Origin of the sequence: Psychrobacter sp. Pi2-52, from assembly GCF_904846705.1 — a bacterium.
Classification (GTDB): domain Bacteria; phylum Pseudomonadota; class Gammaproteobacteria; order Pseudomonadales; family Moraxellaceae; genus Psychrobacter.
On sequence record NZ_CAJHBS010000001.1, the window covers coordinates 169,488 to 195,423 of the forward strand.

Genomic DNA, 25,936 nt, shown 5'->3' on the forward strand with positions numbered 1-25,936 from the left:
ATGAGCAGGCGCCTATGGCCTTAAAAGACCGCTTTCGCAAGTTCTTGCCTGTCGTCGTCGACGTGGAAACAGCAGGTTTCAACGCTCAGACCGATGCACTGTTAGAAATTGCCTGCATTCCCGTCTTACTGAATGAGCAAGGTGTATTTTATCCAGGTGAAGCTTTTAACGCTCATATTGAGCCTTTTGAAGGCGCAAACTTAGAGCCAAGTGCGCTTGCCTTTACTGGTATTGACCCTAAAAACCCAATGCGTAAAGCTATTGCTGAAGATGAAAAAACAGCGTTGCGCCGCATCTTTAAAGGGTTAAAAGACGTACGCCGTGACGAAGAATGCCGTCAATGTGTCTTAATTGGGCACAATGCTCATTTTGACTTGGCTTTTTTGAATGCAGCTGTGCTACGAACCAATAGCAAAAACCACAATCCATTTCATAATTTTTCAGTATTCGATACCGTTACCTTATCAGCATTAGCATTTGGTCAAACCGTCCTAGCACGCGCTTGTAAAGCAGCAGGGTTAGAGTTTGATGGTAAGAATGCTCACTCAGCTCTGTATGACACTCAAAAGACTGCTGAACTATTCTGTCATATACTGAATAACTATCCCATGTTGGCCAATGCGCTGCATAATGAAGACGCGAAAGAAGAGTCAACTGATAGCGACAGTCAATAAGTCACATATTCTATATTGCCAATCATACATAATAGTGCTATTTGTAATACTTGATGACTTTGACATCTTGATTTGGCAATCAATAGGGATATGATTGATATCATAATATATAGACGGAACTATTTTTTCGTGATTACAGACATAGTTGTTCTATTCGATACGAATAACTGTCTGATGATAAAATATCACTCCTAAGCGATGTAGTTATATCCTATAGATGGTTCAAGTTGCTCACACTGTCTTGATAGTAGGTATTATCAAGATTAATAGGAGGGACTTTATTATGGATCCACAGCTCAAGTTATGGGGCACCATTCTCGGCTATATGCTACTCGCATTGACGATTAGTGCCTGTACTTCTTTATGGATTCGCTATCATTTGAAGCGAAATGACCTACATCCACGTCGCGCAATTAAAAAAAGATATTTAATTTTAAAAAGACGTAGAAAAAGGCTTGACAGGAAGCGCCGACACTATTAAAATACGCACCACTTCAGCATAAATGGTGAAAGCAGTTGAAGTGTTGTTACTAGTCCCCATCGTCTAGAGGCCTAGGACACCGCCCTTTCACGGCGGTAACGGGGGTTCGAATCCCCCTGGGGACGCCACTATTTGGCGTCACTTGTTAGCACTATTGCTTAGCATTAGATTAGACTAACAAGCGTACCACCAAAACCCAGTTCATAATAAATTATGAACTGGGTTTTTTTATACCTGTTATTAAAAGCTAACTTATTTTTTTAAATAAAAAAGCCAGCATCAATTGAATGCTGGCTTTTTCTATTTGGTTGTCTTATTAATTATAAATATAGCTTGGCTTAATGGGAACTTTAATCATTTCTATCGATTACAGCAGCAACCATAGCAACGTAGCAACTATCATTAATCCCAATATCGTCTGGATCAAAAAGAACGCCTGATGCTGCCCTACAACCTTACTTAAAGTCACCCCTAGCGTGCTGTATTTGACAGGAGGCGTATCGACGTTGCCTGTTCTCGTTTGCTCTTCATAGTAGCCTTGCAATATGTCTAAGAACTTCTGCCACTCATTAGAATCCCATTCATACGGCTTAAATGGCATTAACTTTTTAAGCTCAGGCTCTTTAGTCATCCAACGCTCAAGGGTAATCGAACGTAATGACCAACCGGAAAAACGGCGTTTGGTAATTTCAGAAAAATCTAAAATCTTTAATTCTTTATGTCGATCATCTACCAACAAACGATTTTTTAGATTGGTTAGTGCCTGCTCTGATCCTTCGACACACTGTAAAAAGTAGCCATTGCCATAGCAAAGAATACCCGTGACATTATCTATTTGATTGCGTTCAACCGCGGTCTCTGAGATATCATTAAGCGTGCTAGGACTTGAAAGACCAGTAGAGGTAATCCGGCTTATATACACAAGCTGGCAGAGATCTGTCGTTACTGGATTTGTTGAATCGTTGATTGTTGACAATCAGCTTCTCCCTATTATCAGGTAAATGTCGCTAAAACAATCATACTAACTTCAGAAAAAATATAGAGACAACATAACTAAGCGTAATGAATCGGTCTGATATATTATTGATTTTATAAGTTTTTATATTAATTGTATTAAGTTAGTTACATCATAGGTTAGTTTGGTCATTAAAGCAACCTATTACTGGACATAGGCCCGCTCAGACACAAAAAATATATGTAATAACCATATTATATTCCAAAGTAGATTATATATATTCTCGGTATAGATTTTAGTAATAGTTCATTTTTGGATTCATTAATTTTTAAGAATAGTACAGAAAAGTTCAATGAGGATATAGTGGCTACTGAAGCCATAATTCTTATTATGGCTACTATTAAATATAAAAGGAGTAAAACTGATGCTCGTTAGCGGAAGCGGAATTGAGTCTAAGACTGAAGCGCCATGATCGCTGTTAACAGTACCCCATCATCAGGATAGGTCAGTTTTATATTTTGGCGGCTGCCAGAAACTAAGCGTATTGGAAAACCTAGTTGTTCAAAAGCACTGGCTTCATCTGTGATGCTTAGCTGATGTTCAAACACATGATTTAGGACTTTTTTTAATTGACCTAAGCGGAATACTTGCGGGGTTTGTGCTTGCCACATGTTGCTACGATCAATGGTAGATTTGGTATAAGAATGTGGACGACTCTCTTCTGCAGATGTAGTTTGCTGATAGGAAGCTTTTAACGTATCCGCTACTGGTGTCGCTAAGATAGCGCCGTAAGGCTCCAGCATCGCGGCTTCAATCACTTGATCGATATCTGAACTTGGTACAGCAGGACGTGCTGCATCGTGAATAAGCACCAAATCTGAATCATCAGCACCTGTCTGACTAATCGCTTCAACACCTGCCTGTACTGACTGCCAACGCTCTGCTCCGCCGACTGCATAGCTTATAGGAAGTGCAAACTCTAATTGTTGAGCCGTGCTGTCATCGGCTGATATGACCAATAGACAATTATCGATGTAATCGTTACAAGCAAGTCGTGCCACGCTATGCTGCAACAGCGTCTGACCTTCTAGCATTGTATATTGCTTGGCGATAGACGCACCAAAACGGCTGCCGCGACCAGCTGCGACGATCATGGCATGTATATTAGGGGTTGTATTCATAGTAGTGTACTCATGGTTTGAGCCCATGACAGTATATGTAAAGAGGAATAAAGCAGGTGTTAAGTGTGATGAATGGTGTCAAATAACAACATTATGGTGCTGCATCATGAAAATTAATTCATGTCGTAAAAATTAGTGTATTCGTGAAAGCTAGTGTATTTATAAAGCTAATAGTTGCTGTGCGTGGTGGGTGCGGTGGATACTTGGACAAAAGTCTCATTGGGTTTGATTAAACCTAAATCTAAGCGAGCATGCTCTTCTACAGCCTCAAGTCCCGTTTTTAAATCTTGAACATCGGTGCGTAATAGATTATTTGCCCCAACTTGATTGTCATTCAAGCGTTGTTGCTCTTCGATTTGAGCCGTCAACTTATTGTGTTCAAAACGGCCATTTTCACCCAACCAATACTGATATTGCAGTCCTAAAAGCACTGCAACGGCTAAAGCAAGTAGTATAAATTGGCTAAAATATTTCATAAGGTGATAACGCCAAACGGTATAAAAGGAGATAGTAAAGTTTAAGCTGATTAGGCGATATACAAATGATTATATATCGCCTAAGTATTGACTTCAGCTGATGAGTCTAGGCTTTTTAGCGTACATTACTTAACGCATATTACGCGCCAAAGAGCCAGTCAGACACTTAGCCACGTAGACCGATAAACTCTTCACGGCCACGATAGCTTGCGCGTACTTGCTGCTCGATACGTAGCAATTGGTTGTACTTCGCTACGCGGTCTGAACGGCATAGTGAGCCAGTTTTGATTTGGCCAGCAGCGGTACCAACTGCCAAGTCTGCAATGGTGCTGTCTTCCGTTTCACCTGAACGATGTGAAATGATAGTTGCATAGCCATTTTTCTTAGCCATATAAATCGCATCTAGCGTTTCTGATAAAGTGCCAATTTGGTTAAATTTAATCAAAATAGCATTGGCAATGTGTTTATCAATACCTTCTTGCAAGATTGCAGGATTAGTAACAAATAAATCATCACCAACCAATTGGACTTTATCGCCAATCTGCTCGGTCAGATATTTCCAGCCATCCCAATCCGACTCGTCAAGACCATCTTCGATAGAGATAATAGGATACTGACGTGCCAGCCCAACTAGGTAGTCTGAGAACCCTTGGCTATCGAAGGCTTTATTACCTTCGCCTGCCAAGACGTATTGACCATTTTTGTAAAATTCACTAGCTGCACAATCTAGCGCAAGGTGGATATCTTCACCAGCTTTATAGCCGACTTGTTCAATCGCCTGCATGATAACCGTAATAGCTTCTTCGTTACTACGTAGGTTAGGTGCAAAACCACCTTCATCACCAACGGCAGTATTTAAACCTTGTGATTTCAATACTGACTTTAAGCTATGGAAAATCTCTGTACCAGCACGTAGCGCTTCTGAGAAGCTTGTGAAGCCAACTGGCTCAATCATAAACTCTTGGATATCAACCGTGTTGTCCGCGTGCTCGCCACCGTTCAAGATGTTCATCATCGGTACAGGCATGGTCAACGACGTTTGATTACGTAGATTGGCAATGTACTGATGTAATGGCAGATTCTGTGACTTGGCTGCTGCTTTTGCTGTCGCAAGTGACACCGCTAGCATGGCATTAGCACCCAAGTTTCCTTTGTTTTCTGTACCATCTAGCGCAATCATGGCATCATCAATGGCCTGTTGCTCAGTCACATCTTTGTCAATCAAGGCGCTGCGGATTTGACTATTGACATTAGAAACGGCTTTTTTGACGCCTTTACCCATAAAGCGGGTCTTGTCGCCATCACGTAGCTCAAGCGCTTCACGTGAGCCTGTTGATGCGCCACTTGGAGCAGCAGCACGGCCGACGGTACCGTCAGCTAAGATAACATCAGCTTCGATAGTTGGGTTGCCGCGCGAGTCTAAAATTTCACGAGCGCGAATGTCTTTAATTGCGGTGACGTTGTTGGTTTCTTCAGCGTACATAATGTCTGTTAATTCCTTTGGTCATGCCAAGTTTGTGAGATAAATAACGGCAGCTAGCATACAAAAAAGATAAAGCAAAATATCATATAGCGCGTAGTCTTAAAAACCCTTTATACCTTTCTATCTTGTGGCTATCGTTACCTAGCAATTAGAGGGATATAAAGCAGATTAATAGTCGGCTATAGTGCTTGGCATCATAGCATATATTTTACCAAACTTCCCTTATCTTACACCGACTTGCCGTCATAAAAACAATCTTAGAAATACATATATGCGATGGCTATCTGTTTTATATTTGTAGAATACCTAAGCAAATATGATAGCTACTATTTCGCTATGCGCTTATTATCCGTATGAGAGATGGATACCGTATTATCTAGCTCAACCTCTGTCTTAAACCGTGTCAATCGTAGTGCATTCATAAGTACTGAGATGGAGCTAAGCGCCATCGCTGCTGCCGCAATCATCGGATTCAAAAACCCAAACGCGGCAAGCGGTATACCGAGACAGTTATAAATGAAGGCAAAAAATAGATTTTGTTTAATATTGCGTAGCGTTGCTTGAGCGATTTTTTGTGCCGCATCGATATGCATGAGCGACTCACCCATTAGACGTGCAGAGGCACTATGCTGAGCAACATCAGTCCCCTCAAACATCGCAAAACTGGCATCAGCAGTAGCCATCGCTGGCGCATCATTAACGCCATCTCCTGCCATCGCTACCTTATGACCAGCAGTTTGCAATAGTGCAATTTGACTGGCCTTGTCACGCGGGCTCATCTTGCCATAAGCCTTATCAATACCCAACTGCCCTGCCACATGATCGACGACGGACTGCTTATCACCACTCATCAAGATCACATTGATACCCGCATCTTGTAGTGCATTGATTGCTTGTGGCGTATCTGCCTTTAAGTCATCGGCTAGTGCAAACGCACCTAGTGGCTCATCATTGATACTAATCGCAACGGTACTGGCAATTTGCCATACTTTTGGCATGAATCTTGGCAACGTCAAGTTCGCAAACTCTGCCGTACCCACTTTTATCAGCCCAAGACCTTCGATATTTGCTTGTATACCAGCGCCTTTTATCACACTGATGTCAGTCACATTAAATAGATTTAGTTGACGGTCTTTAGCTGTATTTACCAGAGCCGTTGCTAATGGATGACTGGCATGCGCCTCGACACTGGCGGCAATCTGCAATACGTCATCAACAGCAAGCGATTTATCCACCATGACATGATCGACGATAGTAGGTTTACCAATAGTCAATGTGCCTGTTTTATCGAGTACTACCGTATCGATATTACCTGCTGCTTCAAGACTTTGCGCATCCTTGAACCACACACCATGACGCGCAGCAACGCCCATACCCGCCATAATTGCCGCTGGCGTGGCCAAACCAAGTGCACAAGGACAAGCAATGACCAATACCGATACTGCGTGCATTAAAGCAGTATCAACCATACCTGTTAGCCACCATGTGATCCCAAAAGTAACCAACGCAATCATTACCACTACAGGTACAAAAATAGCCGTTACTCGATCAGCGAGACGCGCTAGATTGGCTTTTGAGCCTTGTGCATCACTTAACGCTTGTACCATATCGCCGAGTTTCGTGTCGCTGCCCTTCGCACTGACACGGTATAGCATACTGCCATTCTCTACCAAAGCGCCTGCCAGCAATCCATCACCTTGTTCTTTTTTGAGAGCTACCGACTCGCCAGTTAAATGACTCTCCACGCACCAACCGCTGCCTTCTATGACGGTACCATCTGTAGCGACGCGGCTGCCTTGCTTTGCACGTAGGACGTCAGCTACTTGCACATCAGATAACGCAATATTATGAAATTCACCATTTGGCTGTTGCTGCTCTACTTCATCAGGTGTCAGTGACAATAATAAATCAATACTGTTTAGGCTGTGCTTCTTGGTACGTTCCTCAAGATATTTACCTGTACGCACAAAGGCAATGACCATCACCCCTGCTTCAAAATATACGGCTGGGCTATTACTCGCACCGTGTCCACCCAAATGCCCACTTTGCAATAGACTGTTTAAAGTACCATCGCCATACGTGAGCCAAAGGTAAGTCGAATATGCCCATATCGTCACTGTACCAATGACCACCAGTACATCCATATTGGCAAGGCCACCTTTTATAGATGCCCATGCGCTCTTATAAAACGGTAACGCTAAGCCAAACTGTACTACAGTCGCTAAAATAAATTGCACCCAGACTGGCGGCATCCACGCCATACCCAAACCCGCCAACATACCTGCCATACCCACCAAAAATGGCACCAAACAAACCCATAATCCAATCAAACGCCATGGATATTGAGTGGCGGTATCTTCGTCAGTCTGACCAAATAAGCTATCGGCTGCCTGCACATTAGCCACAAAGCCTGTTTTATTCACCCACTCCGTCACCTGTTCGGGCGTCGTTTGGGTTGGATCATAATCAACATTGGCAGTCTCGCCAGCAAAACTCACACTTACCTCGTACACCGAAGGCTTTTTTTTAAGCACCTTCTCGATTCTTGAGGCGCAGGCCTGACAAGTCATGCCATCAATCGCCAATTGCAAATGCGCGCGTTGCGGTGTCAGTGGCGTGTTGGACTCAACATCAGTTTCGACATCATAAGACTCATCTTTGGTAGTACGGGTGGTATCGTTCATAAACAAAACTCGTCATGGTGCCTATAAATTTGTAGGAACCACGATAAAATATCAGTGGGTGGGCAAGAAATTCAAATAAAGCAATTGGGTAATATCGTATTCAGTATGAGTATTTTAGACAAAGTAGCAATGTATCAAAGTATCGAGACTGCAGACTCATAATCGTTAATCATTAAAAAACCAGCTATCATGCGTGTAATAACATGTTAGCTGGCTCTATAAATAAGTGATGAGATTTATGAGTTAGCAACTGTCGCCTCAAATCCCGCATCGTCAATAACTGAAGCAATAGCCTCTGCACTGGTTTTGCTATCATCAAAGGTTATCGTCGCTAGGTTATCAGCGAGGTCAACAGTAATAGTCTCTAATCCATCAATATCGGCTGTTGCTGTATGTACGCTTGCTACGCATCCGCCACAAGTCATGCCGTCAATTTTAATAATACGTGTTTGATCTGCCATATTGGGCTCCTTATTTTTATTAGTAATGAGCAACTCCAATAGTGATTCTGTTAATAATAACTTTGATATTTTTTAAGTTATCAAAGTAAGAGCAACTATCAAAGCTACATTAAATAAGCATAAGCCCTATTATCCTCGACAACAAGGCCGTTTGGTTGTTGCTTTATTAACGAGATGCTATTAACGAGATGTTATTAACGAGGCAGGAACTTATTAATAAAAACGTAAAAGAGCGCGTCGACAAATTTATAGCAATAGCTATTTGTGATTATAAATCGTTATGGTGCGGGTTCTGCGGGGCATCAACCGGAAACGGCTGGGTGACATAATCGACCATGCTAATCGCGGCAGTTAAGGCATGAATACTGGTATCGGTATCCTCGTAGCTGACGGTAGCAACATCATGATCAGGATCAAGCTCAATCGCAGTCACCCCTGTGATATTCTTAAGCGCGGTCATTACACTCTCTAGACCTTCAGCGTCATCGATGTTTTCGATACTGACTTGTGCAACTTGAATGGCCATTATCTTACCCTCTTATCATTTACCACATTGACTGCATTAATGAGTATCTAACACCTCAAAGCCTTTGACCAAATCATCAATCTGCTTAAGCTGACGCAAGAATGGCTCTAACTGACTGGTTCTTAAGGCACATGGGCCATCACACTTCGCAGTTTCTGGATTAGGATGCGCTTCTAAGAATAGCCCTGCTAGTCCTGTTGCCATACCTGCACGTGCAAGCGTGGTAATCTGCTCACGACGTCCGCCCGCGCTATCACTACGCGCACCCGGCTGCTGTAAACTATGCGTCACATCAAAGAATACCGGAATATCCATCTGCTTCATGGTATCGAACCCAAGCATATCGACGACCAGATTGTTATAGCCAAAGGCACTACCGCGCTCACAAAGGATCAGCTTATCGTTTCCACCCTCAAGGCACTTATTGACGATATGGCGCATCTCGTGCGGGGCTAAAAACTGCGCCTTTTTGATATTAATAATGGCATCTGTTTTTGCCATCGCATGCACTAGATCTGTCTGACGCGACAAAAATGCAGGTAGCTGAATAATGTCAGCCACTTCAGCGATTGGTGCTGCTTGATGTGGTTCATGCACATCAGTGATAATCGGTACTTGGAATTTTTCTTTGATCTGACCTAGCCAATCGATACCCTGCTCTAAACCGGGCCCACGATACGAATGCAGACTTGAGCGATTGGCTTTATCAAAGCTCGCTTTAAAAACATAGCCGATACCCAAGCGCTGGCAAATATCAACATACTGCTCAGCAATCTCAAATGCCAACTCTTTAGACTCTAAAACATTCATACCACCGAACAATACAAAAGGCTGGTCGTTACCAATTTTAATCGTATCGTTGTTAGGAGTGTTGAGCGTGATATGTGATTGTGCGGTCAATAAGTTTTCCATGAAGGCATTACCTCTTATTTTGTTATAAATATGTCTGTCCCATATTGTAACCGATAGGCTGATGAAAAAAAGTATGCAAGCGTAATTAGACGTCATTAGTAAAGATGATTGCTGATTAATAACAACAAACAGCCTGAATTGAACAAAAAAAAGACCAATCCGGAGATCAGTCTTTTTTATAATAAACGCTTTCAATATAGATTACATTTTGAGAACTATTTTGCTTCGTTGTGGTTCTTAGCCGCTTTTACAAAGCTGTTAAACAGTGGATGACCACCGCGCGGTGAGCTAGTGAACTCAGGATGGAACTGTACAGCAACAAACCATGGATGCTCAGAAATCTCAACCGACTCTACCAAATGCTGCTTGGCAGAATAACCAGAGATGGTCATACCTGCTTGCTCTAACGGCTCGATATAACGGTTATTCATCTCATAGCGATGGCGATGACGCTCAGTGATATTGCTCGCACCGTAAATTTGGCTTAGCTTACTACCAGAAACCAGCTCTGCTTGCTGTGCGCCTAGACGCATCGTGCCACCAAGGTCTGAATCATCACTACGAATCTGTAGCTCGCCGCGCTCATCTAACCACTCAGTGATCAGACCAATGATAGGCTCAGCTGTCTTACGATCAAACTCAGAAGAGTTGGCGTTAATGTTAAGTACGTTACGCGCATACTCAATCACAGCCAACTGCATACCAAGACAAATGCCTAGATACGGAACGTTGTTTTCACGAGCATAAGTGATGGCTTTTATCTTGCCCATCGTACCGCGCTCACCGAAACCGCCTGGTACTAAGATGGCATCAGCATCGTTTAGCTGCGCAAGTAAATTGTCGTCATCTTCTAGACGTTCAGCGTCAATATAGTCAATCTTCACGTCTACTTTATGAGTGATACCTGCATGTAGCAATGCTTCGTTAATAGACTTATAAGCATCTGGAAGCTCAACATATTTGCCAACCATCGCAACAGTCACTGTTCCTTCTGGGTTCAACTGAGCTTCAACCACTTTGTCCCAATCGCTCAAATCAGCTTCAGGCACATCAAGACCGAAACGCTCACAGATTAGATCATCAAGATCTTGCTCGTGTAATGTACGCGGAATTTGATAGATACTTTGTGCATCTTCACACATGATGACCGCACGCTCTTCAACGTTGGTAAATAGCGCAATCTTACGACGGTTGTCTTGTGAAATATGATGGTCAGAGCGGCAGATTAGGATATCAGGCTGTAGGCCAATAGAGCGTAGCTCTTTCACTGAATGCTGTGTCGGCTTGGTTTTGGTCTCACCAGCACTAGCAATATACGGTACTAAAGTAAGATGCATTAGCATGGCTCTATTACGACCAAGCTCTACCTGCATCTGACGTACGGCTTCCATAAATGGAAGTGATTCGATATCACCAACGGTACCGCCAATTTCGATGATAGCGATATCATACCCTTCACCACTGGCAAGGATTTTGTTTTTGATTTCATCAGTAATATGCGGAATAACCTGTACAGTACCGCCTAGATATTCACCACGGCGTTCTTTATTCAACACGTTCTGATAAATACGGCCACTGGTGAAGTTATTACTCTTACTCATTTTTGAGTGACGTAAAAAGCGCTCGTAATAACCCAAATCTAGATCGGTTTCTGCGCCATCTTCGGTGACGAATACCTCACCATGCTGAAACGGGCTCATCGTACCTGGATCAACGTTAATATACGGATCCATTTTGGTCATCGTGACAGTCACGCCACGTGCTTCTAAGACCGCTGCAAGAGAAGCTGCGGTGATACCTTTTCCTAGTGAGGACACTACCCCACCGGTCACGAATATAAACTTGGTCATAGTACTCTGTCGGTAATTGGTAAAGAAGGATTTTACTAAAAATACGCCATAAAATATAGGGCAAAAATGCAAACTGTCTGAAACTCTTATATTTTCGTGTTGGTAGCAAACATTTTTCTATTATTAAAATGCTACACAACAAAAAACTCACCCCGAAGGATGAGTTTTTATAAATAATGTATAAGACAATCTGACTTAGAATTTGTATTCTACACCGCCGCCGATACCAAAGCCGTCAAACTCTACTTTAGTTCTAGTAGTTGCAACAGTTTCTTCTGCCTCTTCACTTAGATAAGCACCATATAGGTGGCCAGTTGTTGCTGCGTTAAATGCATATTTGCCGCCTACTACCGCACGGAATCTTTCAGCATCGTCTGCACCAAGATAGTTATTTACGAAATCACCTTGCGCATAGGCAGTCCAAGGAGTAGCCGTTTTCATTTCGCCACTAACAGTGAATGCATTTTCGTTGTCATCTTCATCAAAATCAGTGTTTTGATATAGAGCGCCTAGTGTCACTACTGGGCTGATAGCATAGTTACCACTAACACGAGCAACTTTCAAATCATCACCTGCTTGGATGTACGTAGCACCAACGTTCATTGGACCTGCTTCGTATTTACCACCAACACCAAACGCATCACGGCCTAATGTATCAGTATTGTTGTTTTCATCCATGGCGTACATTGCCATGAACTGCATGCCATTGATGTTAGGCGAGAAGTAGTTAAAAGTGTTGTTAGTACGCGGTGCGTCAAAGCTTGCAAGTACGACATCACCACCTAGTACGCCACCTTGAGTCACGTTAGCAAAGTTTACGTAATCATCGATAGCTGATAGACGACCACCAAGCAATGTACCGTACTGAGCGTTTTTCAAACCAAGATAAGTGTCACGTGAGTAAAACTGATCAGACTTCTCCATACGGCCACCGTCTGCATCTACAAAAGCATCACCAGCGTCAATATCGATACCGTACTCTAGTTGATAAACTAAGTCAGTGTTTGCAGTTAGTGCTTCAGAGCCTTTCAAGCCAATACGTGAAGCGTTTGAGTTTAATTGGCTACGACCATCAGCATCAAAAGATGTTTTAGTTGATACACCTGTCACAGTATCAGTAACAGTAACATCAGTATCGCCTGTGTTCAAATCTAAAGTTAAGAAGCCTTTACCATAAACAGTTGGTGCTGCATTGGCTGCAGATACAGATAGGGCTGCGATTGCTGTAGCTAAAAGTAGTTTTTTCATGGGGTATCTCCACTTTACAATTGTAGTAATGAGCAAGCTATTATTAGCTGGCGCCCATAATGGTATCGTCACAAATCCTCAAAGATATAATGTGTAACTGGCTACCGAGATTAGTCAGAAACAAGTGTGGCGAAGTTCTATTACAGTAAGATGAAAAAAACCATGATTTACATAACTGGGATTAAAAAAGTAACTGCCATGTAATCTTTAGTTTTTATCCTTCTATTGCGTAACATCCGTTACCAAACTCATACTTCGAGTACAAGCATAACAACTTTGACATAATTTGCAACATATTTTTTTGCCTTTTCGATACATCTATTATCAAATAACAGATACTTTATTTTATTTGAACGATTGTGAAAAAACTTCTACTTACTCAATTAGATACGGATAATATTGGTTAATATGATTACTAATATTCTTAAATTTTTATAATAAACATCGAATAATAGTCCAAAATAAAGCGCTATTTACTAAAAAATAAATAGCGCTAATTAAGAAGTTAATAATCTATTTGAGCAAATTTATCAGTTACAAATGAGCAAGACTGAGTGGCATACTTGCTCATCAAGTATGCTCAAATACCTGTCATATTTAGTCTATTGTTCTAAGCGTTTGCTTTAAGATCCAAACGTGCTTGATGCAACAATGGCTCAGTATAACCACTAGGCTGTGCGCGGCCTTTGAAGACTAAATCACAGGCGGCTTTGAATGCATAAGAGCTATCGAAGTTATCTGCCATTGATTGATAGTCATCATCGCCTGCATTTTGCTCATCGACGACCTTGGCCATGCGTTTCATCGTATCCATCACTTGCTGCTCACTAACCACGCCATGATGCAACCAGTTAGCAATATGTTGGCTTGAGATACGTAAAGTAGCACGATCTTCCATGAGACCTACATCATTGATATCAGGTACCTTAGAGCAACCAACGCCTTGATTTACCCAGCGTACGACATAACCCAAGATACCTTGAGCATTGTTTTCAAGCTCCTTCTGCTTTTCTTCGTCAGTCCAGTCGGTATTTTTTGCTAATGGGATGGTCAAGATGTCATCCAAGCTAGCACGCTCGCGTGATTTTAGCGTGTCCTGTACATCAGCTACGCTTACTTGATGGTAGTGTATGCTATGCAAGGTAGCGCCCGTTGGTGATGGTACCCACGCAGTGCTAGCGCCAGATTTAGGATGAGCAGCCTTAGTATCCATCATCTCTTTCATTTCATCAGGCTTAGCCCACATACCTTTACCGATTTGCGCACGACCTTGTAGGCCTGTCTCTAGACCGATATCGACGTTCCACTGCTCGTAAGCAGGCTGCCATGCTTGTGACTTCATCTCGCCTTTTGGTACGAACGGACCTGCATTCATGCTGGTATGCATCTCATCACCCGTACGGTCTAAGAAACCTGTGTTAATGAAGATAACGCGCTCTTTGGCTTGGCGGATTGCTTCTTTTAAGTTAACCGTCATACGGCGCTCTTCATCCATGATGCCGATTTTGAGCGTATTGCGCTCTAGACCTAACAGGTCTTCTGACGCATTAAATAAGTCATTGGCCATTTTCACTTCTTCAGGGCCATGCATTTTTGGCTTCACGATATACATTGAGCCTTGACGTGAGTTTGATAGCTCGTTTTTGCCTTTAATATCATTAAGTGATAATAGTGGCGTGATTAAACCATCCATTAAGCCTTCAAATATTTGCTCTTGGCCCTCGCCCAAATCGACTAAGATGGCAGGGTTCTGCATCAAGTGACCGACGTTACGAATCAATAATAGCGAACGACCTGGCAAGATCAGCTTGCCACCATCTGGCGTGTTATATTCACGATCTGGGTTTTGCTTACGTGTACGCGTTTTGCCGCCTTTTTCAAAGGTTTCTTGTAGGTCGCTATTCATCAAGCCAAGCCAATTACGATAAACTTCGACTTTTTCTTCTGCATCTACAGCAGCGACTGAATCTTCACAATCCTGAATGGCTGTCATGGCCGACTCAAGCAGTACGTCCTTGATGTTTGCTGGATCGTCTTTACCCACTGGATGACTACTGTCGATTTGAATCTCAGCATGCAAGCCGTTGTTCTTTAACAGCACACCTGTAGGAGCTTCAGCGTCACCGACAAAACCGACAAACTTAGCCGTATCTTTTAGCTCAGTACTGCTATCACCTTGTACGACTTCTAGCTTGCCATCGACTACCTTAAAGCCAGTCACATCATTGTAAGAACCTGATGCTAGTGTGAAGTGCTCATCTAAGAACGCTTTAGCGTAAGCGACAACAGCAGCGCCGCGAGTAGGATTATAGCTACCACCCGCTTCTTGGCCATTATCACTGCTGATAACATCGGTGCCATACAAAGCATCGTATAAACTACCCCATCGTGCGTTGGTCGCATTAAGCGCATAACGAGCATTACGAACTGGTACGACTAGCTGCGGCCCTGCGATGTGCGCGATTTCATCATCGACGTTTTTGGTATCAACCGTAAATGCTTCGCCTTCAGGTAGCAAATAACCAATTTCTTGTAGGAATGTCTTATAAGCTGGATAGTCGATTTCGCCATCTTTTGCAGGATTATCTAGGTGCCACTGGTCAATCTGTGCTTGAATCTTGTCACGAGTTTCCAATAGCGCTTTATTGCGCGGGGTAAATTCTTTAATAACCTTTTCAAAACCTGACCAATAATCGTCTGAATCCACACCGACTTTCGGTAGTACTTCGTTTTCAATAAAGTCATATAACTGCTGATCGATGGCAAGACTGCCTTTTTGAATACGATTGGTGTTAGAAGACTGGCTCATATTGTTATCCTTATCTGTTCGTGAGGGGTACTAATACTGAGTTGTGACAGTAACTGTTTAAGATTTTTTAATCTTGTGAGGTTTTAAACGTTCATATTTCATTCGTTGTGGAATCTTTGATTCTCTAATTTTTCTGAGGAGATATATCTACAATTTTTATGTTCTAATAAAAGGTGACCTATTAATATTAGACTTAATCTTTACTAAGAGCGAATCATAAAAGTAAAACAAAATGCTTAAAGAGCAAAATCTCATCCTACTATCAAATAATAAAATTAACAAGGAAACACCATTTACTAAGTAAATACTTAGGCTGTTTAATAATGATAGTGTATAAGTGGCCTACTCTAGGAGCTAAAATCATCATCTGGGAAATAGGTGCAGCAACGTTAATATAAACAGTAAGTAATCATTAATACCTTTAATTATGCTTAACCGTTATCTATTAATAAACACCTATTGATGACTGTCAGATATTTAGCATCGTATCTAGGCCAAACTAACGATATAATTACTAGTATTACCATTCATAAATAAAGCTTTCTTAGACTATGACTATCAATCAACAAGACCTCGCAATATTACAATCAACAGCAAATACTATAGATGACAAGGACATTGAGAAAAAGTCTGTCGAAGAAAACATCTCGCAAACTGTAAATAATAGTGCTGAAGCAGATCTAATCGAAAAAGAGCTGCCTGAAGAAGATAGCATCGATATTACGCATCTGCGCACTCCTATAGAGGTAGACCTATCTCCTGTTTATAACTTTTTAGGTGCTCGAACCACGCAAGCTTGGGTAAATGCCGCGATTGAAAACCTACCTATGATCATTCAAGACCATGCCAACTGCGAAAAAAAGGCCGCTGGTACTGCGATGAATTTGATATTTCGTTATGAGTTCTCGTATGACTTGCAGCGTAAACTTGCACAGCTGATACGAGAAGAGATGCTGCACTACGAGCAAGTACTGGGTATCATGAATGAGCGTGGGCAGGAATGGAAATATCTAAGTGCTGGACGCTATGCTAAAGGTATGTTGAAGCATAAACGCACTTACGAGCCAGCAGCGATGGTTGATGTATTAATAATTGGGGCATTTATTGAGGCGCGCTCTTGTGAGCGTTTTGCAGCGTTGGCCGAGGTCATCAATGATGAACGCTTAGCGAAGTATTATCGTTATCTACTCAAGTCAGAGAGCCGTCATTTTGAAGATTATCTTGCACTCGCTCAATCATTATCAGATGAGAATATCGATGAGCGAGTTGCTTTCTTTAAGGAAGTAGAGGCTGAATTAATAAGTAGCCCAGATGCTGAGCTACGCTTTCATAGTGGTACACCTGCTTAAAACCCACGCCTTACCTAAATATGTCTACCTATATAATGTAGAAAGTAAAAACATAGTAAGCAAAAAGGCACTGTATTTGATACGAGTTGTATACTCTTACCAAACACAGTGCCTTTCTATTTATATACAAATGCGTATTTATGTACAAATACTAATAGCTATTGATGTAGTGAGTTTTTACTTTTTATCTTCCATCAATGGACTGTCATACTGTTTATTACTTTTAGCGACATTATGCGGATCATGATCTTCCGTAGCTTTTTCTGCTGCGGCTGGATTTGCTTTTTGTAATGCATCATCAGGGACAATACCATTATTGTCATCTGCATCTTTTAAGTTATGATCACTATTGACGCTTTCATTATTTGAGTTATTCATTGGTACTCCCTACTATAATAATTACTCGTCTAACCCAAGGAACACTATATACCTTTCGAAATTTACTCCTGTTTAATCTTTCTCATCAGGATTTAAAATACGAGTCTGTGCGTTATCGATATTGGCATAACGATTTAGATCATTAATACCTTCACTCTTCGGTGCTGCACTACCGACAGTATCTTCATTGATATTGTCATCAAACGCGGTACTGCCCTCTTGATCACGGCGATCTGGTTGGCGCGCTGGATTGTCATTATCATTTACGTGTTCTGAGTCGACCACAGATTCATCAAAAGTATCAGTCCCTTTGTTCTCAGTAGTATTTCTTTCAATTGCACTATGATCGTCAGATCCTAGTACCTTTGTCTTGTCTATTGCTGAGTCTTTGGCTTGCATTATCATATCCTCTTTTTTATATTTATAATTTTGTAGATTTAGTTAGCCCGCTGTTATCTATAGTCCTTTACTCATTACCTTTTTGGCTCAAGTCGTAGGCACTTAGTTCTGCTGCGTTCTTGCCACCTGCTGGAAGGTCTTCTTCTTTACGTGGATCGGCATAAACTTCGTCGGTCTCTTGTGAGTCTTGCTCAGGGCCATCGATTTCAGGCTTGTGCTTGCGCCCTGCGTAGCTATCTTTAGGGTTTTCTAATTCGTTAGCAGCAGGGTCACCCACGATTACTTTTTTTTCTGTGTCTGTTACTACTGGTTCTTGCATAGTCATGGCGCGTCCCTCGCTTTATTATTGGTTATTATTAATTATTGGGTCGATGTTCGATGTTATAGATTACTTATCAGTACGTAGATCATCATCGATAAAAGGCGTTTGCTCTTCTTCACTTAATGATTCAGGGGCGTCGACTTTTTTATTCTCTGCTAAGTTTTTCTCAACTTCCTGACCATTTACCTGCTCTGCGGCTTGCTTGATATCTGAATTGTCATCGTTAGTAGTACTCATGGTTTATTTCCTATTCTTGTGATTTGATTAGACGGCTTTAGACAGTCAAATAGATATACATTTTGAACTTATACTAACGCCCAAATGAGTAACCAATACTTATCAAGTAGCGTCATAATTGATATTAATTATAGGTATGACCTTGGGTAATGCACCAGTGTACTGCCGTATCAATATGTGAATAATTGTGAGGTTGCAAGTCAGTTTGTAACTTTTGCAATTGGTAAGCACAAAAAAACCAAGCACCAGTATTTACCAGTGCTTGGTTAGATAGATAATCGAATAGTTGATTATCACCTAAAGGTGCTTTTACGGATTAGCTAGATTCCTCGACACGATTAATTGTTTTTAGTAAATGCTCTTGTGCGACATGTGGCTCCTCACCTGCTGCTGGCTGTAGCTGCTGCCAAACGCCAGTGCCATCAAGTGTCCACGCTTGCGTATTATCCTGTAAGTAGCTAATTAAGCCATCCTGATAAATCTGCTTAAATAGCTTTTTATTCTCAATCGGGAACGCCACTTCTACACGATGGAATAGGTTACGATCCATCCAGTCTGCACTACCGCAGTATAGACGCTCATCACCATCGTTATAAAAATAATAAACGCGCGTATGCTCCAAAAACCGACCGATAACAGAGCGCACAGTAATGTTTTCGGAGAGTCCTTTTACTTGTGGACGTAGACAACACATAGACCGTAGAATCAGCTCAACCTTAACGCCTGCTTGCGAAGCATCGTATAACTTATCAATGAGGCGGCGCTCAGTGAGCGCATTGGCTTTGATAATAATATGAGAACGTTTGCCCGCTTTGGCATGAGCAATTTCATCATCGATAAAGCTCATCAACTTCTCATGCAAAGTAAACGGTGCATGTAGCAGTTTTTTGAGGTTGGCAGGCTTGCCCATGCCGGTTAGCTCTTGGAATATTTTGTGAACATCTTCTGAAATATCAGGATCAGCGCTAAACAGACCATAGTCCGTATAGACCTTAGCATTTGCCGCGTGATAGTTACCCGTACCCAAATGGACATAACGGCGGATTCGGTCGTCCTCGCGGCGCACGATGAGCATGAGCTTGGCATGGGTCTTGTAACCGACGATACCGTAGACCACGACCGCGCCTGCTTCTTGTAGATAGTTGGCAACTGCGATATTAGACGCTTCATCAAAACGCGCACGCAGCTCGATAACAGCCGTGACTTCTTTGCCATTACGAGCAGCGGCTGCAAGTGCTTTGACAATTTCTGAATTGGTACCTGAGCGATATAGCGTTTGTTTAATCGCCAATACTTTAGGATCGCTGGCTGCTTGCCAAAGTAAATTAATAATCGGAGAAAAGGCATGAAAAGGATGATGAACCAACACATCGCTTTTACGCATGGCAGCAAACATACTGGTCGATTTATCTGACTTATCCATTTCTCGGCGAAATGCCTTTGGCACGACATGAGTAAATGGCTGATAGCGCAGCGCAGGAATATTAAAGTCAAATAGCAAGCGCGTTAGATTGACTGGGCCATTGACACGGTATAGCTGATTGTCATGCAACTCAAACTCATTGAGCAGATACTCACTGATATGCGTTGGGCAATCGGTTGTGACCTCAAGGCGCACTTTATCACCGAAGCGGCGGTTTTCAAGCTCGCCTTCTAGTGCTTTGGCAATATCCTCGACATCATCGGCCAAATCTAAATCGGCATTACGTGTCAGCCTAAATTGGTGACAACCTGTCACACTCATTCCAGGGAATAGCTCACCGATATGCTCATGAATGATAGCGGATAGCATCACATGATGCTCTTTGCCACCAGTTAGCTCATCTGGCAGACGAATCACGCGCGGCAGACTGCGCGGCGCAGGCACAATCGCTAAGTTGATATCGCGTCCAAAGGCGTCTTTACCTTCCAAGGTAGCGATAAAGTTTAAGCTTTTATTTACGAGACGTGGGAATGGATGCGCCGGATCAATGCTAATCGGTGTCAATACAGGTACGACTTGCTCCGTAAAATAACGCTTCATCCATGCAGACTGCTCAGCGTTTAGCTCATCACGTTTGAGATAGCGAATATCTTCAAGCGCAAGTGCTGGCAGGATATCCTCATTGAGAATACGGTACTGCTCACTGATTGCGGCATGAGTAATGATAGATATCTCGTTTAGCACTTCGCTAGGACGCATGCCATGAGCACTGGTCGATACATCACCGATGTTGAGCTTTTGCATGATGCCAGCGACACGAATCTCAAAAAACTCATCAAGGTTGGATGAAAAAATAATCAAGAAAAATAAGCGTTCAAGCAGTGGGTGACGCGAACTAGATGCCTGCGCCAATACTCGCAGATGAAACTGTAATAAAGACAAATCACGATTGATATAACTGCTCGGTGAATAGCTGCCATCTGCTGAGCGTTGCCATTCGATTTCTGCCAAGTTATTTGGGCTATTATCTACACTAATGTCTTTATCAATATTGTCATTAGCGCCATCTTCAACATTATTAACGTCAATCATATCTTTAACATCACCACTGCCCTGATTACTAGTCATCTCTACCACGTCACTACTCCTTTTGCGTTATCGATACGCCATCATCTTTTATCGTTCTGTCTTTTCTAGGGCATGCCCTAGTTTTATTCGAAATAGCCGAGCCTACAACATTCGATCCTATAATCTAACCCACCCTTAATGTTTTATATTTACGAAGCTGCTTGCGGTAATACGGCATTTTTCATGCGTTTTTTGATAATACGTTGCTTGTTACGTAAACGCTTATCGCCTTGATTGTCTTCGTAGTACTTTGGATTGGTAAGCATCGCAATCAGAAGTGCTGACTCATCTCGGTTTAGGTTAGCCGCAGACTTATCAAAATAATGATGCGCTGCTGCATCGATACCATAGATACCATTACCAAACTCCGCCACATTCAGGTAAGCGGTCATAATTCGCTGCTTGTCCCATAGCGTCTCAATCATCACAGTGATGACAGCCTCTTCAGCTTTACGCACATAGGAGCGATGCGAGGTGAGGAACAAGTTCTTTGCCAATTGCTGAGTAATCGTTGAGCCGCCAGCAGACATTTTGCCTGTCTCTTCATTTTTCTTTTGCGCGGCTTTGATACCTTTAAAGTCAAAACCATTGTGCTGACTAAACGTCGAGTCTTCACTCACAATCGCCGCTTGCTTGGCAGACTTGGCAATCGCATCATATTCAGCCCATGTCTGAGTGACCGTGCCACCCGTTAGGCGATGCGTCAACATAAACATGCTGTTGTTAATTGGCTGTGTTTTCCAAATTAATAATAGCCCGACGACCAATATATGGAATGCGACAACCAATAGCATAATTGCCAATAACAGACGTTTGATAAATGTGCCAAAACTTGCCATGCGCGATATCCGAGTGGTTAAAAAAGTAATAAGATAAGATAGATACTCTATTAATGACTATAAAACATCAACTAAGAATCAATAATTGTAAACGGGCTATTTATAGCCGATCATCGACCGTTGAGCATTAGTCATTAATAACGATCAATAGCAGGTCATCTTACCTAATCTCACAATCGCTGTCATTATTTACCCCACTTCTTTATGATGTAATGACCGTTAAAGTATTTTATATTTTAAATAAGCGCGTACTGAGCATCAGCGCTTTGCAATCAGTATGAAGATAAGAGATTACCCATGCACGATGATAATATAGAAGTGTTACGAGCGCGTGTTATTGCAGCAAATTCAAGCCTAGACAGCACTGAAAATAACAATCAATGGTGGCTACTCGGTACCTCGGGCTGCCATTTATGTGATATCGCTGAGCAAATAATCACTCAGTTTCAGGCCGTACAACCTATTAGTTACCAATATGTCGATATTGCAGACTTTGATGAGGCGCTTATGATGGAATTTGCCACCACTATTCCTGTGATTTTGACGCCATCCAAACGATTAAACTATCCGTTTTCGGTGGTGGATTTGCAGCAGCTGCTCGCTTAATAGCATTAGACCTATAACAAAGACGCCCTATTACGATGATAAAGTGGTGAGAAATCATGAAAGATTTAAAACCTGTCTTAAAGAAAATAACAGAGATTGAAGACCTGCGCCGTGTCGCTGAGCGTAAAGTACCGCGTATGTTTTATGACTATGTCGATTCAGGCTCATGGACTGAGACCACGTATCGTAGTAATGAAACGGACTTTGACCGTATCAAACTGCGCCAGCGAGTATTGGTCGATATGGACAATCGCAGTCTAGCGACACAAATGATTGGCGAGTCCGTCAATATGCCCGTCGCCATCGCCCCAACTGGGTTCACTGGCATGATGTGGGCAGATGGCGAAATTCACGTCGCGCGTGCCGCTGAAAAATTTGGCGTGCCCTTCTCGCTCTCGACCATGAGCATCTGCTCTATCGAAGATATCGCTACTCATACCAGCAAACCGTTTTGGTTTCAGTTATATGTCATGCGCGATCAAGACTATATGGCAAATTTGATTCAACGGGCCAAAGATGCCAATTGTTCAGCCCTAATATTAACTGCCGACTTGCAGGTCATGGGTCAGCGTCATAAAGACATCAAAAACGGCTTGTCTGCACCGCCTAAACCGACACTTACCAACATCATGAATCTAATGACTAAGCCGCAGTGGTGTATGAATATGCTAGGCACCAAACGTCGTAGCTTTGGCAATATCGTCGGTCATGCCAAAGGCGTTGAAGACTTGTCATCATTGAGCTCATGGACAGAAGAGCAGTTTGATCCACGTTTGAGCTGGGATGATGTGGCGCGTATCAAAGATATGTGGGGCGGCAAGCTTATCATCAAAGGCATCATGGAACCTGAAGATGCCATCATGGCTGCCCGTAGCGGTGCCGATGCACTGGTCGTCTCAAACCATGGAGGCCGTCAATTGGATGGTGCACTGTCTTCTATTTCTGCGCTGTCTGACATCGTACAAGCTGTCCATGCTGAGGATAGCGATATCGAGGTATGGTTAGATAGTGGTATTCGCTCCGGTCAAGATGTGCTAAAAGCCATCTCATTGGGTGCAAAGGGCACAATGATTGGTCGCGCTTTCCTCTATGGATTGGGCGCTTATGGTGAAGATGGGGTACGCCGTGCGCTCGAAATCATCTATAAAGAGTGTGATATCTCAATGGCATTCTGCGGTCATACCGATATCAATAAAGTTACGGATGATATCTTGGTAAAAGGTACTTACGAGAATCTTAAAGTTGGTAATTTTTAGAGCTATTCATTTTTAAGAACTTTTTCTAAGAGCTATATAGTTTTAAAAGCTATCAGTCATAAAGATTATGAAAACTTGTACCATGATGATCTGCGGATACATAACATTATCTGACCATACCCTTTATACTATATATACAATATTTTGATGATATCTCGCTTTTATGACTATTCAGCAACTATTAAAAACTGCGCCCGTCACTACCCTGCTACTAGCCAGCTTTATCGGGCTATTTATTATGCAGATACTAACGGGCGTCGATGCCAATAACCCTTCAACTGAAGCGCTACTCAAATGGGGTGCCAATGCATTACCTTTTACTATGGGTGACGATCCTTGGCGCTTGGTCAGCAGTGCGTTTTTGCACATTGGTTTGATGCATTTATTGTTTAATGGGTTTGCCATGTATTTCTTTGGGCAGATTGCCGAGCCGATGTTTGGCTCAGCCAAATTTTTGGCGTTATTTTTGTTGGCAGCAATCGGTGGTAACTTGCTCAATAGCTATGTGACGTGGCAAAGTATCTTGGATGGTACGGGACAGCCTGGACTATCAGCTGGCGCATCAGGCGGTATCATGGGTATTGGTGCGGCATTATTAATCGCGGCACTATTTAAAATATCGGTCAATGGCATGGTACTCAATCTTAAAAGCCTGATATTTATTATGGGCATCAACCTCGTCTATGGGTTTGCCGTACCGGGTATTGATAATGCTGGTCATATCGGTGGCGCAATCACAGGACTAGTGATTGCATTGGCTTTTGCCATTGGCTACCGTCAGCGTCTAGCAGTCGCGCTGCAAAATGCAGCGATTCAGCAGCAGCGCACATTCAACACTTATCAAACCAACTATTCATACAGCGCTCACGATAACCCATCATATAACAGTCAGTATAGTGGCCAATCTCATGACCAACACGATAATCACAGCTCGTATGACGCCACTCCTATCGAACAGTCACCTCATTTTGAGATGGATTCGAAGGAGCAAGATACCACTTTTGCTAACAATGAAACGAATGTGTCTGATATAAATGCTAACAATAGTGCCGATAGCGTTAATACTATCAATTCATCGTTAAACAATGGCACTACTCATAATAGTATTGAACCCAAAGCACTTAAAAAACCTTCTATTATCTGGCAGCTATTACCATGGCTTGCGATGTTACTTATTGGCATTGTTTTTGTCTGGTGGTGGCAAGATATTCATCAACAATTACTACAAGTACTAAAAGCCATTGAGTAAATGCTCATACTTATCTATCATTGCTATATAGCTCCCAAAAACAGCATACTGACCAACATTACTGTTTCATTTTACTGCTTGCCCTTTTGAACACGTTTTGCCTAATCGCACCACTCAGTTATTTATACTCACTTACGAGATCCAATTATGTTAAAACTTGCAGCGCTACCTAATATCTCTACACGTACTATGTTTAGCGCGTTCACAGCTACTGCACTATTTAGTGTGGCTAGCCTGTCTAACGCCGCACTTTTTAATGACAATTTGCCGACTGACAAAGATGCTGAGCTCAGCGTTGGGGTCAATGTCATGGCAGTCAAATCAGCCTATGATCTCGAAGACAGTACTGAAGTGCGCGTGCTACCAGGTGCATTTTATGACAATAACAAAGTCTATGTACGCGGTGCGCAAGCTGGTGCGTATCTGATCAATGATGGTGTCAATCAGTTATCTGCCTATGCCAAGCTTGCGGGTTCTGAGTTTGAACCTGATGATGCCAATGGCGCACTTCAAGGCTTGGATGAGCGTAAATCATCAGCAGAAGCAGGTCTAAGCTATCAGCGTCGTACGGCTATTGGCGGCATCCGCGCGCAGATAGGTGCTGATGTATTAGATCGTAGTGGTGGTAACACAGCTCGCTTGACCTATCTTTCTAGAATCACTAAAGGCAAGCTAACGGTCTATCCAAGTATTGGCTTTGAATATCATGATGCTGACTACAATGAATACTACTATGGTGTCAGTGAAAAAGAGGCTGCTAAAACGGGCGTTGACGCTTATAAATCTAACTCAAGCCTGAATCCGTATATCAACATTAGCGCTAACTATGACTTTAATGAGCGCTGGGCAGGATTTGCCAATCAAAGCGTGAGCTATGTACCAAATGAGCAGTACGATAGCCCAATGGTCGATTCACGTACTGAAGCAGCGACGACACTTGGTTTACTTTATAAGTTCTAGAGTTTTCGATAGATTTAATATAAAAAAGCTGAGCATTTTGCTCGGCTTTT

23 protein-coding genes and 1 tRNA gene are annotated in these 25,936 nt (G+C 42.4%); 7 read left to right on the top strand and 17 right to left on the bottom strand.

Features of this window, described 5'->3' with window-relative positions:
• The first annotated feature begins 14 nt into the window (after positions 1 to 14).
• Positions 15 to 674 (top strand): ribonuclease T, encoded by a 660-nt coding sequence (gene rnt / locus JMY00_RS00705; protein ID WP_179797889.1) that lies wholly within the window; start codon positions 15 to 17, stop codon positions 672 to 674.
• A gap of 533 nt (positions 675 to 1,207) precedes the next feature.
• Positions 1,208 to 1,283: transfer RNA gene (locus JMY00_RS00710), tRNA-Glu, on the top strand.
• A gap of 239 nt (positions 1,284 to 1,522) precedes the next feature.
• On the opposite strand, the gene JMY00_RS00715 is transcribed toward JMY00_RS00710, so the two are convergent.
• The 11 genes from JMY00_RS00715 to JMY00_RS00765 all read right to left on the bottom strand — a co-directional run bounded on the left by JMY00_RS00715 (position 1,523) and on the right by JMY00_RS00765 (position 15,740).
• Positions 1,523 to 2,131 (bottom strand): BLUF domain-containing protein, encoded by a 609-nt coding sequence (locus tag JMY00_RS00715; protein ID WP_201578723.1) that lies wholly within the window; start codon positions 2,129 to 2,131, stop codon positions 1,523 to 1,525.
• A 431-nt stretch (positions 2,132 to 2,562) separates the two neighbouring features.
• Positions 2,563 to 3,291 carry a 2-C-methyl-D-erythritol 4-phosphate cytidylyltransferase gene (ispD, locus tag JMY00_RS00720; RefSeq protein ID WP_240990602.1) on the bottom strand — a complete coding sequence of 243 codons (729 nt, stop codon included), beginning with the start codon at positions 3,289 to 3,291 and terminating at the stop codon, positions 2,563 to 2,565.
• A gap of 167 nt (positions 3,292 to 3,458) precedes the next feature.
• Complete coding sequence (locus tag JMY00_RS00725) at positions 3,459 to 3,767, bottom strand: septum formation initiator family protein (protein WP_201548212.1); 309 nt, start codon at positions 3,765 to 3,767, stop codon at positions 3,459 to 3,461.
• 166 nt (positions 3,768 to 3,933) lie between these two features.
• Entirely contained in the window at positions 3,934 to 5,250 is a 1,317-nt protein-coding gene (gene eno / locus JMY00_RS00730) for a phosphopyruvate hydratase (RefSeq protein WP_201578725.1), read from the bottom strand.
• Between the two features lie 326 nt (positions 5,251 to 5,576).
• Complete coding sequence (locus tag JMY00_RS00735; protein ID WP_201578726.1) at positions 5,577 to 7,934, bottom strand: cation-translocating P-type ATPase; 2,358 nt, start codon at positions 7,932 to 7,934, stop codon at positions 5,577 to 5,579.
• A gap of 236 nt (positions 7,935 to 8,170) precedes the next feature.
• Entirely contained in the window at positions 8,171 to 8,395 is a 225-nt protein-coding gene (locus JMY00_RS00740; RefSeq protein WP_201578727.1) for a cation transporter, read from the bottom strand.
• A 268-nt stretch (positions 8,396 to 8,663) separates the two neighbouring features.
• The gene (locus JMY00_RS00745) at positions 8,664 to 8,921 is read right to left on the bottom strand and encodes a heavy-metal-associated domain-containing protein (RefSeq protein ID WP_201578728.1); all 258 of its coding nucleotides are present in this window, start codon (positions 8,919 to 8,921) and stop codon (positions 8,664 to 8,666) included.
• A gap of 36 nt (positions 8,922 to 8,957) precedes the next feature.
• Positions 8,958 to 9,833 (bottom strand): 3-deoxy-8-phosphooctulonate synthase, encoded by an 876-nt coding sequence (kdsA, locus tag JMY00_RS00750; RefSeq protein WP_201578729.1) that lies wholly within the window; start codon positions 9,831 to 9,833, stop codon positions 8,958 to 8,960.
• 215 nt (positions 9,834 to 10,048) lie between these two features.
• On the bottom strand, positions 10,049 to 11,683 hold the full coding sequence (locus tag JMY00_RS00755) for a CTP synthase (RefSeq protein ID WP_201578730.1): 1,635 nt from the start codon (positions 11,681 to 11,683) through the stop codon (positions 10,049 to 10,051).
• A gap of 195 nt (positions 11,684 to 11,878) precedes the next feature.
• Positions 11,879 to 12,931: a porin gene (locus JMY00_RS00760; RefSeq protein ID WP_201578731.1), complete on the bottom strand. Its 1,053-nt coding sequence runs from the start codon at positions 12,929 to 12,931 to the stop codon at positions 11,879 to 11,881.
• A 610-nt stretch (positions 12,932 to 13,541) separates the two neighbouring features.
• Complete coding sequence (locus JMY00_RS00765; protein ID WP_201578732.1) at positions 13,542 to 15,740, bottom strand: malate synthase G; 2,199 nt, start codon at positions 15,738 to 15,740, stop codon at positions 13,542 to 13,544.
• Between the two features lie 551 nt (positions 15,741 to 16,291).
• Here JMY00_RS00765 and JMY00_RS00770 point away from each other — a divergent pair.
• The gene (locus JMY00_RS00770) at positions 16,292 to 17,089 is read left to right on the top strand and encodes a tRNA-(ms[2]io[6]A)-hydroxylase (RefSeq protein WP_240990603.1); all 798 of its coding nucleotides are present in this window, start codon (positions 16,292 to 16,294) and stop codon (positions 17,087 to 17,089) included.
• 177 nt (positions 17,090 to 17,266) lie between these two features.
• Here the strand turns inward: JMY00_RS00770 and JMY00_RS00775 are convergent, their stop codons facing one another.
• The 6 genes from JMY00_RS00775 to mtgA all read right to left on the bottom strand — a co-directional run bounded on the left by JMY00_RS00775 (position 17,267) and on the right by mtgA (position 21,815).
• Entirely contained in the window at positions 17,267 to 17,467 is a 201-nt protein-coding gene (locus tag JMY00_RS00775) for a hypothetical protein (RefSeq protein ID WP_102092251.1), read from the bottom strand.
• Between the two features lie 72 nt (positions 17,468 to 17,539).
• Complete coding sequence (locus JMY00_RS00780) at positions 17,540 to 17,866, bottom strand: hypothetical protein (RefSeq protein WP_102092250.1); 327 nt, start codon at positions 17,864 to 17,866, stop codon at positions 17,540 to 17,542.
• 67 nt (positions 17,867 to 17,933) lie between these two features.
• Positions 17,934 to 18,191, bottom strand: coding sequence for a hypothetical protein (locus JMY00_RS00785; protein WP_240990604.1), 258 nt, complete (start codon positions 18,189 to 18,191; stop codon positions 17,934 to 17,936).
• A 63-nt stretch (positions 18,192 to 18,254) separates the two neighbouring features.
• Positions 18,255 to 18,425: a hypothetical protein gene (locus JMY00_RS00790; protein ID WP_185156594.1), complete on the bottom strand. Its 171-nt coding sequence runs from the start codon at positions 18,423 to 18,425 to the stop codon at positions 18,255 to 18,257.
• A gap of 316 nt (positions 18,426 to 18,741) precedes the next feature.
• Positions 18,742 to 20,940: a polyphosphate kinase 1 gene (gene ppk1 / locus JMY00_RS00795; protein WP_201578814.1), complete on the bottom strand. Its 2,199-nt coding sequence runs from the start codon at positions 20,938 to 20,940 to the stop codon at positions 18,742 to 18,744.
• Positions 20,941 to 21,125: 185 nt separating this feature from the next.
• Positions 21,126 to 21,815 (bottom strand): monofunctional biosynthetic peptidoglycan transglycosylase, encoded by a 690-nt coding sequence (gene mtgA, locus JMY00_RS00800; protein WP_201578733.1) that lies wholly within the window; start codon positions 21,813 to 21,815, stop codon positions 21,126 to 21,128.
• A gap of 297 nt (positions 21,816 to 22,112) precedes the next feature.
• Between mtgA and JMY00_RS00805 the strand changes: the two genes are divergently transcribed.
• The 4 genes from JMY00_RS00805 (at position 22,113) to JMY00_RS00820 (ending at position 25,886) form a co-directional block, all read left to right on the top strand.
• Entirely contained in the window at positions 22,113 to 22,421 is a 309-nt protein-coding gene (locus JMY00_RS00805; RefSeq protein WP_201578734.1) for a glutaredoxin family protein, read from the top strand.
• 56 nt (positions 22,422 to 22,477) lie between these two features.
• The gene (locus JMY00_RS00810) at positions 22,478 to 23,677 is read left to right on the top strand and encodes an alpha-hydroxy acid oxidase (RefSeq protein ID WP_201578735.1); all 1,200 of its coding nucleotides are present in this window, start codon (positions 22,478 to 22,480) and stop codon (positions 23,675 to 23,677) included.
• Between the two features lie 163 nt (positions 23,678 to 23,840).
• Positions 23,841 to 24,926 (top strand): rhomboid family intramembrane serine protease, encoded by a 1,086-nt coding sequence (locus tag JMY00_RS00815; protein ID WP_201578736.1) that lies wholly within the window; start codon positions 23,841 to 23,843, stop codon positions 24,924 to 24,926.
• Between the two features lie 147 nt (positions 24,927 to 25,073).
• Positions 25,074 to 25,886 (top strand): MipA/OmpV family protein, encoded by an 813-nt coding sequence (locus JMY00_RS00820; RefSeq protein ID WP_114700496.1) that lies wholly within the window; start codon positions 25,074 to 25,076, stop codon positions 25,884 to 25,886.
• Positions 25,887 to 25,936: the final 50 nt, after the last annotated feature.